This is a genomic window from bacterium SCSIO 12741, assembly GCA_024398055.1.
Taxonomy (GTDB): Bacteria; Bacteroidota; Bacteroidia; order Flavobacteriales_G; family Salibacteraceae; genus SCSIO-12741.
Window position 1 is genome coordinate 4133146 of the sequence record CP073749.1, and the last position, 14845, is coordinate 4147990.

A 14845-nucleotide genomic window follows, 5' to 3' on the forward strand; every position below is an offset into this window, starting at 1 on the left:
CTTGGAAATTCGAAAAATTCATAAGGATTGGACGGGTATGGGCAATGTCCATTTGAATTTGGGCAATGCCTATTATTACTTAAACCAGACCGAACGGGCCATTCATTCTTGTCATGACGCTTTACGCTACTATCAAATGACAGAAACAAGTCCATTGATTAGCAAGGATGCCTTAAACAGTTTGGGAGTCATTTATTACGAGATCGACGAATTGGACAGTGCCAAGTACTATTACGGTCAATGCTTAAAGCAAATCAACGAAGGAGGGGGACAGCGTTAGACAGCGTTGACGTATTGAGCAATTTAGGAGCAGTTTATGAAAGTCAGGCTGATTGGGAAGAGGCCCTCCGATATTACCACATGGCCCGAACTATTGAAGAACAGGAAAATAGGCTCTCCGGATTGGCTTGGACCTATCATCATTTGGGCATGAGCTTTATGGGGTTAAAACAACTCGATTCAGCCAAATATTACCTGGACCGTGCGCATCAATTGGCAGTAAATAGTCAACATTTGGTAACCGAAGTAGAGGTATTGGAGAGTTTAACCTATTGGTTTTCCAAAAGTGGAATAGCAGATAGTACGGAATGGTATTTAGCCAGACATAATGAACGCAAGGATGAACTTTACGCCAATCAGATGGCTGAAAACCTCCAAACTTCTCTTGAGAAATATGATCTCGAAAGATTAAAAAGTGCCGTAGTTCTTGAAAAAGAACGGGTGGGTCGAGCCAGGGCCGAATCTGAAAATAGAAGGTTTCTGATCATTATCCTCATCGGGGCGCTATTGGCGGTATGTACCATGTTGGTATTGGGCTTCCGGTTTCACCAGCAAAAACGCTACATCAACCAAATGGAGCTTAATGTAAAGGAGCAGCAGCTGGTAGAAATGGAGGCCAAGGCAGACCTGGAATCTCTAAAAGCAATGCTTCAGGGACAGGAAAAGGAACGGAATCGTATCGCACGAGATTTGCATGACCGGGTGGGTAATCTTCTAGCAACCCTCAAACTATCTCTGACGAAAAACAAAGAAGAGGAAAATACACCTCACGTAGATCTGGTAAATCAAACGGTTAAGGAAGTGCATAACATTGCCCAGGATTTATCCGGTGATTTGATCGAAAATTATGGTCTTATTCTGGCCCTTAAAGAGCTAAAGCAGAAAGTGGAACGTTCCACGGGATTGGAGATGCATTTGTATTTGGATGAACGAACCGATGATTGTAACAAAGCTTCGAGCCTCGAGATATATCGGATTTTACAAGAGCTCACGGCCAATACACTCAAACACGCTGAAGCCACTCAAATCAGTTTACAAACTCTTCGAATTGAAAACAGTTTGAACCTGATTTACGAAGACAACGGCAAGGGCTTCGATCCGGGTCAAATAAAGGAGGGGATGGGTTCTCGAAACATCCGATCCCGAATCGATTTACTCAAATGTACTTATCAAGTAGATTCTCAACCGGGTCGTGGAACGATTGTAATTCTTGATGTTCATGTCTGATGAGATGGTACATATTGCTTTTATAGATGATCATCGGCTATTTCGGCAAGGATTGACATCCATGCTGGAAAATGAATCGATTGTGGGTGCCTTAAAAGATTATCCGAACCCCCTCGATTTTCTGAATGATCCTTGGTCCAGAAAGGCGCAAATTCTTTTTTTGGATATCAACATGCCTGAAATGGATGGCCTAAAAGCCCTCATTCAAATTCGAGAAAAGTTCCCGGAGTTGAAAGTGATCATGCTTTCTATGAGTGTTAACTATAGTAACATACAGGAAGCGGTAAGTCGTGGAGTGGTGGGATATCTTAATAAGACTTCAGAAAAAGAAGAGGTCCTAACTGCAATTAAAAGTGTTTTGTCAGGGAAGCCTTATTTTGCCCAAGAGGTTCGGGAAATTCTAGGGAGTGATTTCGAATCCGATGATGCCGTCGGAGTAATCAAATTGACTCCAAGAGAAAAGGAGATATTGAGTTTGATATGCCGCGAATATTCCACTCAGGAAATTGCCAATCAATTGTTCATAAGCGCCAATACGGTAGAAACTCATAGACGCAACCTGTTAAGCAAAACACTAAGCAAAAATGTGGCTGGCTTAGTCAAATTTGCTGTCACCAATGGTTTGGAATAGCCATTTCGTCCCTAAAAAAATCACGGTTTTCCATGAGATACAAGGATTTCCAAGCAGGTACCTTTATTTCTTTATTCTGGTTCACCCAGAAGCAAATCATTAGTCAAACTTAAAACGATACCGAAATGGAAAATACGTTGTCCAGTCAATTTTTGTCAGGGGAGAATGCGCTCTCTGCATCCAGAGAAAATAACTCAACTTTCTTAAACCTGAAATCAAAACTACCTCAATTGGAAATTGAGGGGAACACCTTTTATGTCTGCGAAGGCGACCTTCTCAAAGATGAAGATGAATTGTTTGTATACGCCTTGGAAATGGAGGTTCAACAGGTTCAAAACCAATTGGCGAATGCCGAAATGGGAACTAGTAATTTTGAGCTTACTTCGGCCAAATTAGTCGGCATTGTTAGCCGAGGGAAAATTGTTCGGTGGAAACCCGGCAAAGTGCTTAAATATGCTGTTCTTCGAAACACCTTCAGGACACAGGAACAATATGAATGGGTTAAACAAAACATGCGAATGGCCACCGAACAGTGGGAAGCTATTTGTGGGGTAAATTTTGAGCATGTTGAACACCTGGACTCATCCGCTTCCCTAAATCTGACTCATGAAGTCACCTTTATCGTGAGAGAGCTGGATTCGGGGGGGCTTTTATTGCCTCCGCATTTTTTCCTACCTCGCCAGCTTCAAGGAGAAGAATTTATATCGACCCAAGCTACTACCAAACATCCTTCGATCCAGTTGGAGTTTTGAGGCATGAATTAGGACATGTTCTCGGTTTTCGACACGAACATATTCGGAGTGGAGCTCCCGCCAAATGCCCCAATGAAAACACCAGTGGTACCATAAACCTTACGCAATACGATCCCCGCTCCGTGATGCACTACTTCTGCGGTCAAGTAGGTTCCAAGGATCTGTCCTTTACCGATGTAGATGTCCGAGGGGCTCAAAAGGTATATGGCCCTCCGTTGCAGCAATTGACATTGGTGGAATAATAGGTGGGAGGATCCCTAATGCAAATTCTCACATGTGACTTATCCATTATGATTCTGAGCCACAAATTACAAGGGAAGGGTGGTGCTTCCTTTGGTTAAGCGGTAGTTGGAACCTTAAACCGATTTCTGATGCTCATCAGGAATCGAGGAAATCTCTCAATCCTGTTTCAAAACAGGTATTTATACGCTTATGCCTAAGCCACACTATCACTAAGTTAGAACCTATATAAAATCAAGGTGTTGTCATGACTAAAAACAAAGATCAAAATTCCAATTTGGAATCTGAAAAGTTAGTCCAGGAAATCAAAGCTTTAAAAAAAGATGCACAGTATGCGCTTTGGTCTATTATTATGACCTTTCTCCTTTCTGGCTTCGGATTATGGCGGAGTTATGTAAAGGATACTGTGGAGTACAATCAGGACCAATTTGCCATGTTTCACAATATTCGAAAGCAGTATTACGAACTGATTCAAAAGCACGGAAAAGGAACCTATTTGGAGGAGGAGTACATTCTGGCCTATAGCATGAGGCAGCTATCCTTCACAGATACCGGAGCCATGAAGGCTCATATCGATACTCTTTATTCCGGGGCCTATCAACGTTTTAAAGATCGTCAAACGTTTTTGGTTCAATTAGATCATTCCATCGAAGAGAAAAGCGCAACGGATTCTACCAACAGAACACAAGATACAAAGGTGGAAAGTTCCACTTCGGCCATTGATAGCTTACAGAATGAAATCAAAAAAGAAATAAAGGCCGCCAACACCAATGATGAACGGATAGATAGTCTTTTCCGGGAAATACAGGGCCATCAATCCGTAGAACAAGATTTTGAAAATGAAAAGAATGACTCCTTAAAGGAAAGCATGAAACAGTTTGATCATAACGTGATCGAATCGATAAAAATCAAAAAGCAACTCTACGATAAACCTTTGTCTTCCGAATCCATCACTTTGTTGAAGGAAGAGGTGCATTGGTTTAAAAAGGGATATTATGTCACCTTTGATTATGGAAATGACGAGTACGCCGTATGGCTCGACGAATTTGACAAAAAGGCGGAAACAATTCAAATCAGCCTTTGGAAAAGAAACGAAAATGGTCTGTTGGTCATTATTCCCAATTCATCCCGTGAAGTCCATAAAGGACAGCGCTGTGACTGGAATGATCAATCCTATAAAATCGAGTTCCAGTTCTTAAGGGTAGAAAATGCAGGTCGATCCCGAACCAAGGCCGCCTATTTTGGGATTCGAATGTCGGCTTTGAAGGAAATGGGTATGATAAACCGTTAGTATTGAGATTATCATCTCCTATAATGATTTGATCGATTACCCGATTGGTCCGTATGTTCTTCAACTGGAAGTTGAAAGATAGAGGATAGCTGCTCCTTTGATAAAGCGGTAGCAAGAGGGTAATTTACCGAAAAGGATTCAAGGTAGATTTCCACATATTCTGGCATCTATTTTACGTTTTGCAGGCCTTAACTAACTTTTAGTTAGTGTTTTAAGTGTAATTGATAAGCCTTATTCACTGAGTTATGACAAAAAATCACTTGACTACTGTGGGAATGTTTTTTTGGCAGAACTAATGAGCCTGTGCTTTACCTGATCCGCTGGGGATTCTGATGTCCTCAACTAAGTTTTGAACCGTTTGGGGAGGAGCTGCCGTCATTCGCGATACAACCACGGCCACCAACACATTGATCAGCATCGCAATCGTTCCAAAACCTTCGGGCGAAGTTCCCAGCCACCAGTCGGATTGAGGTGCCGTATCCATCACTCCAATCAATCCCGTTTTGAATTTTATCATGTAGAACAGCATGAGCAAAATACCAACCACCATTCCACTGATGGCGCCTTCTTTGTTCATTCGTTTATCAAAGATTCCCAAAATAATGGCGGGAAAAAAGGAAGCAGCGGCCAATCCAAACGCTAGAGCAACAACCGCGGCCACAAATCCTGGGGGATATATACCAAAGATTCCGGCGATGATTATGGCCACTAAAATGGAGATACGAGCAGCCAGTAGTTCACCTTTATCTGAGATGTCTGGTTTGATTTGTTTTTTGATTAAATCGTGGGATATGGAGGTAGATATTACCAGCAGCAATCCGGCAGCTGTGGAAAGTGCAGCTGCTAATCCACCAGCTGCTACCAAAGCAATTACCCAGTTGGGCAGATTGGCAATCTCAGGATTGGCCAAAACCATGATGTCGCGATCCACATACAGTTCGTTGGCTGAATTTCCGGGATTAGTGATCAACCGCTGCCCATGTGCACCCCGGTCATCAGAAAAGACTGGTTTCTTTCCTTCCAAAGCGTTTCCATTAACGTATTGAATTCTTCCATCCTGATTTTTATCCGTCCAAGCAATCAATCCGGTGTTTTCCCAATTTTTAAACCACTGGGGAAGGGCGGTATACTCTTCGTTACTCACCGTTTCGATCAGATTGGTTCGGGCAAATACAGCCACAGCAGGAGCGGTGGTATAGAGAATAGCGATAAACAAGAGTGCCAAACCCGCAGATTTACGGGCATCTCTCACCTTAGGTACTGTAAAAAAGCGGACAATCACATGAGGAAGTCCGGCTGTACCCACCATCAACGCCATGGTGATGGCAAACACATCCCAGGTCGATTTGGAACCGGACGTATAGGCACTAAATCCGAGTTCGGTGTGTAAGGTATCCAGTTTGTCCAGTAAATAGGTCCCGTCCCCAACGGTGCCTCCCATACCCATTTGGGGAATGACCGACCCGGTCATTTGCAAGGAAATAAAGATGGCCGGTACCATAAAGGCAAAGATCAACACACAATATTGTGCGACCTGCGTGTAAGTGATGCCCTTCATACCACCCAAAAAAGCGAAAACCAGAACCACCGTCATTCCAATGATAACACCCAGGGTGATATCTACCTGAAGAAACTGAGAAAATACGATACCAACGCCGCGCATTTGTCCGGCCACATAGGTAAAGGAAACAATCAAAGCACAAAGCACTGCCACCGTTCGAGCGGTATTCGAATAGTAGCGGTCTCCAATAAAATCGGGAACGGTAAACTTTCCAAATTTTCGTAAGTAGGGGGCGAGCAATAGGGCCAATAGCACATAACCACCCGTCCAACCCATCAGGAAGACCGAACCGTCATAGCCCATAAAGGAAATCAATCCTGCCATGGATATGAAAGAAGCAGCACTCATCCAGTCGGCTGCTGTAGCCATTCCGTTGGCCAAAGGCGATACTCCACCGCTAGCTACATAAAACTCTTTGGTAGAGCCAGCTTTAGCCCAAATCGCAATACCGAAATACAAGGCAAAGGTTAAACCTACCAATATCCAAGTCCATAATTCTACACTCATGCTGTTCTTTTTATTGGTGAGCCGTTATTCATCGTACCCATATTTTTTGTCCAAGCGATTCATGACTCTCATATAGACGAAGATGAGCACCACAAAAATGAATATAGACCCTTGTTGGGCAAACCAGAATCCAAGCTTAAACCCACCCAAGGCGAATCGATTGAGTTCATCTGCGAAAAGTATACCCGCACCGTAAGAGGAAAGGAACCAGATGGAAAGGAGGATGGCCAGGTACTTTAGATTTTCCCTCCAGTAGGCCCGTGATCTTGATTTTTTATCCATTAGAAACGTGTTGCGTTGGCAAGCTAAATTAGGTTTTACCTTGAATTCTCCGGTTCATTTGGGTTTAGGAGGCTTGTTTTTTTTGGGGTTAGTTGTTGAATGTTGGTGTGTGAGTTGTGGGTGAATCCTGTGTATGGGTTTGGTTTATGCATTAGTTTTTTTGTCCGATAATAACGCGTTGTGTTACTTAGCTTAAGTCCATTCACTTTACCTGTGAGAGTTCTTCCAGAGTAGAGGAGTATTTCGACGAAGACGTCAGGTGGCCGGGATATTTAATCCTCCTTTGGCAGACAGGTGTCATGTCAGGTTATAGGTCAAAGATTAGGGGTTGAAATTTGTATTCCGATTCTTTAATTTCGGTGTTTACCATCAACTTCTTAAATGAAATACCTTTCAACTTCCGCACTCGCCCGAAAACTTGGTTTTGAATCCGCTGAACTATTTGCAATCCTAAAAGAGAATGGATGGATTTATCGAAAAGAAGGACAATGGCAATTGACCAAAGAAGGTCGTTTAGCCGGAGGAAACGTCGAGTATAATCCGAAATATGGCGAATATGTGGTTTGGCCCTCTAATCTTGATATTGATGCTGATATTGATTCAAGTAATACCCATAATGCAACCACGATAGGAGAGTTTTATAGTCTTTCAAGCCGCAAAATCAATTTGTATTTATCCGAATTAGGATGGATAGAAAAAAATGCCGGAGGTTGGACCATAACAAAATTGGGAAAGAAGAATGGGGGACACCAATTTGAAGCTCAAAACGGAACTCCATATTGTATTTGGAATGAGTCAATTCTCATTAATCCCCATCTCAAGCGATCTATAGAAATAGGGGAAGGTATAGTAGAGACTGAAGAGATTGATACTAATCTCGGAGAAGAAAAGGACTTTAGAGAAAAATATCCTGCGAAAAAACGTACTTCAGATGGACATTTAGTTAGAAGTCGAGGGGAGCTGTTAATCGACAACTTCTTTTATCAGAATGGAATAGTCCATGCTTATGAGAAGAAAGTGAATATTGATGAGCCTATGTACTGTGATTTCTACTTGCCTCAAAACAAAATCTATGTTGAATTCTGGGGAATGGAAGACGATCCAAGTTATAGACAGAGAAAGCAAAAGAAGCTTGACCTCTATAGCAAGTACAATTTTGAGCTAATTGAAATCAATAGTGCTGACATTGATAATTTGGATGAAGTGCTTGAAACCAAACTTCGAAAAAAGGGAATTACAGTTTAGTTTTTTACTCTCATTCTTGTGCAGTGGGTAGCAAGGGTATGGCGAAATGACCAGAGGGAACTTTCTCACGAACACCGATGAAAATGAACAGAGAACGGGTGAGTAATTCGGCAATACTCTTGTGGTGCGTTGGCCGGAATTCTTGATTTCTTTATTGGTTAACAATAGTCTTTCTTCAAGAAATCAGCTGGAATCGGCTGAGCCGATGGCAGGAGGGGTTGTGCTGGGTTAGTCCACGAATAGCGGCGGCTGTAAATGAGAGGTTAGTTCCGTTCGAAAACGATGAAACTTTTTTCCCATCTTTTAGTGGGTAGAAGAAGGAGTCTATTACTCATTGGGAATCCAAATACGCAACTAAGGATACTTTATTAGTGCATTTGGTAAATCTGCCTTAGGACCAAGTCTAAATACCAATTTCTTTCTAATTTAGGGAGGCTTAAACTAAACTGTTCATTGTGTATTATTACCCTGGTTTCTCTAGGCTTTCAAAGTATTTGAGGGTCTCCTTTCACATAAAGCGTTTGATGTTTAGCATGATATTTTGTAATCATTAGATCGGATAGATAGATGAAGGTAAAACGTATTGGGGTCAAGAACTACAGGCTATTAAAAGACTTTCGTATTGAATTAGAGGATGAACTCTCACTGGTAGTTGGTAAGAATAATACAGGAAAAACATCATTGTTAACGGTTATCGACAAATTCTTAAATCGATCAGAAAGAAACCGCTTTACGTTTAACGATTTCAATATTGAATTAAAGAATCAATTGAAAGAATTGATCGAAAATGATGATATCGATTGGGGTGATTATTCCCCATTAGGCATAGAAATGCAACTCCTAATTGAATATCACGACTCTGACAGTCTTGCAAACCTTAGTCGGGTTATGATGGATTTAGACCCAGATCATCATTTCATATTACTCAGTTTCGGCTATACAATGAGCGCCGAATCGCTCAAAAATCTTAGAGAAGATTATTCGGTATTTAAGACCAAAGAGGAAGAAAGAAAACGTTCGGATGCAGAGTATAAAGTCAAAGATTCATTTCATTTTCTAAAAAACAATCTCGACTACTTCAAACATTCAAAATTGTCCCTTTCATGTTCAAAAGACGATGGGGAAAGTGATAATCTGTCTCAAATTGATTTAGAAAAGGAACAGGTATCGTTGAGAGATATTATAAACTTTCAATTTATTAGTGCGAAGAGAGATGTAACCAATAGAGAAGTTGACAAGACGCTTTCGATTCAAACTTCAAGGATCTATGAAAAGACAGAGGCAACCGATGAACACAATGCTCGAATCGAAGACTTTAAAAACAAGTTAATCGATACTGATGTTGATTTAAGTGAGATTTATCAAGGTCTATTCCATGATACAATTGAAAAGGTAAGGAAGTTTGGAGGTGTGATAAGAGGTGAATCAGAAATTAGTGTTGAGTCCACTTTACAACACCGCGATTTGTTAAAGGGAAACACCACGGTTATGTATACGCATGGAGAGCATAGCTTTCCTGAATACAACAATGGTTTAGGATATATGAACCTTATCAGTATCATATTTGAAATTGAAATTCTTCTAAGAGAGTTCAAGCGCACTAAAAATGAAGCACCTGCCGATATTAATTTACTTTTTATTGAAGAGCCTGAAGCACATACTCATCCTCAAATGCAGTATATCTTCATTAAAAATATCAAAGAGTTACTTGGGGAGGGCATAGTTCGGGATGATGAAAGTTGGAGACTTCAATACATCATTAGTACACATTCTTCGCACATCGTTTCTGAAAGCGATTTCGATGATATACACTATTTAAAAAGGATAGGGGAATCAAAAGTCATTGCCAAAAGTTTAAAGTCCCTTCAGAACGAGTATGAGGTAGACGGAGAGGAAAAAAATTATAGGTTCTTAAAACAATACTTGACATTAAGCAAAGCTGAATTGTTTTTCGCCGATAAAGCCATTTTAGTCGAGGGAGATACTGAAAGAATTATTCTTCCTGCAATGATGAAAAAAATTGATCAGGAACGGGACGAGAACCCATTACTTTCACAGAACATTTCATTGGTAGAAGTTGGAGCTCACTCACAAGTTTTTGAGAAGTTTATAGAATTTGTAGGCATTAAAACTCTGATAATAACAGATATAGATTCAGCCAAAATCGTTACAGAGAGTGAACAAACAAAGAGAAAGGCTTGCCGGGTAACCGATCCTGATGCTTCAATTTCGACGAACGCCTCTTTGAATTTCTTCCTGGGTACAAACTCTTTAACCGAACTTATAGGGAAAACACTGCATCATAAGAGATTATCAAAACAAACTCAAACTGATGGCACAAAAAAATGGGTTCCAGATGAAAATGGCCGCATTCAATTAGTATTTCAATCGAATGAAATGAACTCTGAAAGCCAATCTTATCATGCCCGATCTTTTGAAGATTCGTTCGTTCATATCAATGCAGGGTTTGTTAAGAATTCAGACAATTCCTTCCGGTCGTTGACGGAAAAGCATCTGAGGAAATTTAGAGCGGGTGAAATTGATGTTTACGACTTTTCAAATGATGCCATTGGTAGTAAGCCGTCCTTTGCGATTGAAATTCTTTTAAATAGTTCGGAAGATACAGAAGGGATTCAATTCTCTAATTGGCAAATACCAGTTTACATTAAAGAGGGGTTGTTGTGGTTAAAAGACAATTAAGCTATGACCGAAATTGAACAAATACTCGAGCATATAAACCATGGTAGAAACTTCTTGTTAAGCGGTGGTGCCGGTAGCGGAAAAACCTACACCTTGGTTGAAGTGATTAAACGGGTGATTGAACAACATCCAAGCTGTAAAGTTGCTTGTATGACTTATACCAATGCGGCAGTTAAGGAAATTGAAGAGAGGGTAGATCATAAAAATCTGAACGTAACTACCATTCATGATTTTCTTTGGGACTGCATCAAGAATTTCCAAAAGGAGTTAAAAATTTGTCTTGTAGAATTAGCCAATAATTCCGAGGTCAAAGCGATAAAGGTTAACGAAGTTGAAACTGTGCCAGAAGACTATTTTGACAACTTCAACGACCCAGGCAATCCCAACAACAAAATCCAATACAAGGAATATTTGAGAATTTCAAAAGGAATTATTTCTCACGATCAAGTAATTGCTTTGAGTGATCGGATGTTTGAGCGATTCCCGAAACTTGGTGATATTGTCAAGGATAAGTTTAAGTTCATTTTTATTGATGAATATCAGGATACTCAAAAAGAGGTGGTCAAAATATTTCTCGATCACTTCAAGCTGTCGCCCAAAAGAAATGTTATTGGATTTTTTGGAGACTCTATGCAGTCAATTTATAACAGAACCGTTGGTGATTTGAATGTATATGTTGGAGAAGAAGAGGATAAAGTTCGGGAAGTAAAAAAGGAGCAGAACCGAAGAAACCCAAGGCTAATTATTGAGCTCGCAAACAGGCTAAGAACCGATGAATTGACTCAAGTCCCTTCGGGAGATAGGAACGCACCTAACATGGTTGGTGAAAATGTCAAAGAAGGGGTAATCAAGTTTTTATATTCATCGGATAGTCATCTCGATAATGTCAAGGCTAATTTAGGCTGGGACTTTGAAGATTCAAAAGCAACAAAAGAATTAAACCTTACTCATAATTTAATAGCGGAAAAAGCAAATTTTCAGAACCTAATCAACATTTATGACAAGGACAGAATTATAGAGTTTGGGAGAAGAATTAAAGCGTTCATCAAGGCCAATCCAACTGGCATTGATTATTCAGAAATGAGTTTTGGGGATGTTGTATCATCACTTCAAGATGGTAAATCTGGGAGGGCGTTAGAACGAGTTTCACCAACAACAAGTATGCAAGTATTTATTAATGAAAATCCGGAACTTTATGATTCTGCACTTCAAATCGATTATAAGGTTTTTTCCAATATTTATGTTGATAAGGATCAGCTCTTGGATGACAAGAAAAAGGATGAAGAGGATATTAATAAAAAAGGAAGTAAAAGGGATGATCTCATACAGCATTTATATCGACTTCAAAGTATTCTTTGGCTGTATAAAAGTGGCAACTACAATGAGTTTCTGAGGATCACTGATTATAGGAGTAGATTACGGACCCCGCCGGATAAAAGAGAGTTGAAGGATAGAATTGAAAGTCTAAGTAATGTCGAAGGCAAAACAATTGGGCAAGTCCTAAATGAAGCAGATGAAAAGGGTATTTGTGTTAAAGGAGATAGGTTAATAAGATTTGCAACGGAAAAGAAATACATCTATGACCAGGTTATGTCAGTATCGTATTCCGAATTTCAGGCTCTGTTTGAATATTTAGAAGGTCGTACGCCATTTTCAACGCAACACAAAACAAAAGGAACCGAATTCGATAATGTTTTGGTTGTTTTAAATAATGGAAATTGGAACGACTACAACTTTGAATATCTGCTCGATTCTGAAAATCAGCGCCAACTACTTGTCAATGGTGGATCAACGACAAAATCTAAACTGAATTCTTTTCCAAAAATCCTTGAAAGGAGTCAGAAAATCTTTTACGTCTGTTGCACTCGTGCAAAAGAGAGATTAGCTGTATATTATCATTCTCCAAGTGAATCAGTAGTGAACAAGGCTAAAGAATGGTTTGGAGAAGAAAATGTTATAGACTTAAACTAAAATCAAACAATATGGCTCAGGTTTCAATACTCAATGAGGTAATTTCCGGTGATCAAAATGACTGGAGGCTTTGTTTTCAATGGTGTGTTTTTAACTACGACGATGGTAGGACACAAACAGGTTATAGGTTCATTTGGAGGAGGCCTGATGGTTCGCTCCAGCCCGCTCGAGGTCAAGCACGGATTCCAAGTGCAGAAGATTTATTTAGACTGATACGAATGGCTACTAGTGAAGGCTGGTTTATAACAGTCGAGCAATAAGGATGGATTAATCGTCGTCGTTATAACCATAAGAAGCTGTTATATAGTCTTATAATGTAGTGGTAAGACCACCCCAAACCATTTCCTCAAAAGTCCAATCCTCCAGACAACCCACATTTCTAACCCCAACAAGACATAAAGAATGTTTCTTTATCATTGTTTGGATACACGGAATCCATGTTTGATAAGAATAAGGAGAGAAAAAATAACCCCATTCAATACCTGATAGTTACGCTTTTTCTGGTGGTTTTCCATCTATCGGGAACTGGTCAGACGAGGGTTATTGATTCGCTTCGGCAGGTGGTTCAATCTACGACTCATTCGGATTCTCTAAAGGTTAAGGCGCTTTCGCATTGGGATAACCTGATTTATCGAAGCGATGCGGATCTGGATGCCATACTCAATAGCCGAATCGATAGCATTAGCCGGATTCAACTTAGCCAGGAGCTGAGCGCCGAAACCCGTCAATTTTTTCTGAAGGCGAGGAGTCATGCACTGAATAACAAGGGCATTGTACTCAAGAAAAAGGGGGACATATCCGGGGCTTTGGAATGCTACCTGGTTTCATTGGAAATTAAAAAGGAGCTGGGAAATCTGGCTGGTGTTTCCAATTCGACGAACAACATTGGGAATCTCTACCTGCTACAAGGAGAATACGACCTGGCTGCGGAGTTTATTCAACAGGCCTTGGCGATTCGAGACAGCCTCAAGGATACCTTGGGTATGGCGGAATGCTACAACAACCTGGGAAGCGTTAAGCGACGCCAAGAGAAGAAAGAGGAATCCCTTAGCTACTTCCAAAAAAGCGATAGCTTGTATCAGCTCCTGGACACCATTACGGATAAGTCCCTTATTGCGGTTTCCAACATCGGGGTTCACTATTCCTACTTTTCAGGAGCGGCAGAAAAGGATAAAGCCATGTTTTATTACCGGCGGGCACTGGAAGGGGCAAAGGAGATTTCGTCGGTACACTCCATGGCTATTGCTCACAAGAATATTGGCATCATCTACTTCCACCAGAAGAAATACAAGGATGCGATCTGGCACGCACGGCAGGCGGTGGACTACTGCGAAGAAGTTCAGGACAATATTGCGGTTACGGATGCTTACCACACCTTGTACCGGTCTTATCAGGAGCTGGGGGATGCCCAAAAGGCGCTTCCTTATTACGAACAATACGTCACGATCCGAGATTCGATCAAAAGCCGGGAAAACGAACGCAACATCTTGCAATACAAGTACCAGTATCTCTATGAGAAAAAAGCCTACGCTGATAGCCTGGAAACCGTGAAGGCCATGGAAATGAAGGATACACAACTAGCCCTGCAGGAAGCGGAGATCAATCGGGGTAATTATCAAATGGCTTTTTTGATCGGTGGATTAATTCTCATCGTTTTGTTGACCGGTGTGGTTTATCAGCGGCTTCGGGTTACCCGTATGGAGAACGAACTCAACGAAAAGCAGAAAAAGCTGGACCTCTCCCTGGTGATTTCCGACAACAAGATGCGCAAGGAGTTTAACGAACAGCTGCTTCATAAATTGGATGAGTTTGGCCATTTGAAAGGGGAGGAGTTGCACAAAGCTCTAAGTTCGTTTCAGCTGGACGTAAAGAATCAATTGCGGCTGGAAGATCGCCTTGAACATGCCAGTGACAACCTCGATCAATTGCATGCCCAATTTGATGAAAACCTCCAGCAGCTTTTTCCATCGTTGACCAAATCTGAACGAGAAGTTTTTCACTTGATTCGGGTAGGCATGAGTATCAAAGAAATTGCCAATCACCGGAATTCTTCCGTTGGAGCCGTCAAGTCGATTCGCCACCGGATCAAAAACAAACTCCCCTTGGGCGATAAAAGTCTCGATTTATACATTCGGGAAGTGACTTAATGTAAGTAGTTG

At 40.9% G+C, this 14845-nt stretch carries 12 protein-coding genes; 10 read left to right on the forward strand and 2 right to left on the reverse strand.

Features of this window, described 5'->3' with window-relative positions:
• Position 1: 1 nt before the first annotated feature.
• The 6 genes from KFE98_17650 to KFE98_17675 all read left to right on the forward strand — a co-directional run bounded on the left by KFE98_17650 (position 2) and on the right by KFE98_17675 (position 4420).
• Positions 2-280, forward strand: a complete 279-nt coding sequence (locus tag KFE98_17650) for a hypothetical protein (protein ID UTW61815.1) — start codon at positions 2-4, stop codon at positions 278-280.
• Positions 241-1506, forward strand: coding sequence for a tetratricopeptide repeat protein (locus KFE98_17655; GenBank protein UTW61816.1), 1266 nt, complete (start codon positions 241-243; stop codon positions 1504-1506). The genes KFE98_17650 and KFE98_17655 overlap by 40 nt, the downstream gene beginning before the upstream one ends.
• Positions 1499-2137: a response regulator transcription factor gene (locus KFE98_17660; GenBank protein ID UTW61817.1), complete on the forward strand. Its 639-nt coding sequence runs from the start codon at positions 1499-1501 to the stop codon at positions 2135-2137. The genes KFE98_17655 and KFE98_17660 overlap by 8 nt, the downstream gene beginning before the upstream one ends.
• Before the next feature lie 125 nt (positions 2138-2262).
• Complete coding sequence (locus tag KFE98_17665) at positions 2263-2889, forward strand: hypothetical protein (protein UTW61818.1); 627 nt, start codon at positions 2263-2265, stop codon at positions 2887-2889.
• Positions 2886-3131, forward strand: a complete 246-nt coding sequence (locus KFE98_17670; GenBank protein ID UTW61819.1) for a hypothetical protein — start codon at positions 2886-2888, stop codon at positions 3129-3131. The genes KFE98_17665 and KFE98_17670 overlap by 4 nt, the downstream gene beginning before the upstream one ends.
• Before the next feature lie 245 nt (positions 3132-3376).
• Positions 3377-4420 (forward strand): hypothetical protein, encoded by a 1044-nt coding sequence (locus KFE98_17675; GenBank protein ID UTW61820.1) that lies wholly within the window; start codon positions 3377-3379, stop codon positions 4418-4420.
• 292 nt (positions 4421-4712) lie between these two features.
• On the opposite strand, the gene KFE98_17680 is transcribed toward KFE98_17675, so the two are convergent.
• Positions 4713-6488: a cation acetate symporter gene (locus tag KFE98_17680; protein ID UTW61821.1), complete on the reverse strand. Its 1776-nt coding sequence runs from the start codon at positions 6486-6488 to the stop codon at positions 4713-4715.
• 24 nt (positions 6489-6512) lie between these two features.
• Positions 6513-6770 carry a DUF4212 domain-containing protein gene (locus KFE98_17685; protein ID UTW61822.1) on the reverse strand — a complete coding sequence of 86 codons (258 nt, stop codon included), beginning with the start codon at positions 6768-6770 and terminating at the stop codon, positions 6513-6515.
• A gap of 381 nt (positions 6771-7151) precedes the next feature.
• Between KFE98_17685 and KFE98_17690 the strand changes: the two genes are divergently transcribed.
• From KFE98_17690 to KFE98_17705, 4 genes are all read left to right on the forward strand, one after another.
• The gene (locus KFE98_17690; protein UTW61823.1) at positions 7152-8015 is read left to right on the forward strand and encodes a glycerol kinase; all 864 of its coding nucleotides are present in this window, start codon (positions 7152-7154) and stop codon (positions 8013-8015) included.
• A gap of 567 nt (positions 8016-8582) precedes the next feature.
• Positions 8583-10715 carry an AAA family ATPase gene (locus tag KFE98_17695; protein ID UTW61824.1) on the forward strand — a complete coding sequence of 711 codons (2133 nt, stop codon included), beginning with the start codon at positions 8583-8585 and terminating at the stop codon, positions 10713-10715.
• A 3-nt stretch (positions 10716-10718) separates the two neighbouring features.
• Positions 10719-12686 carry a UvrD-helicase domain-containing protein gene (locus KFE98_17700; protein ID UTW61825.1) on the forward strand — a complete coding sequence of 656 codons (1968 nt, stop codon included), beginning with the start codon at positions 10719-10721 and terminating at the stop codon, positions 12684-12686.
• Between the two features lie 437 nt (positions 12687-13123).
• Positions 13124-14833, forward strand: coding sequence for a tetratricopeptide repeat protein (locus KFE98_17705; protein UTW61826.1), 1710 nt, complete (start codon positions 13124-13126; stop codon positions 14831-14833).
• Positions 14834-14845 lie beyond the last annotated feature (12 nt).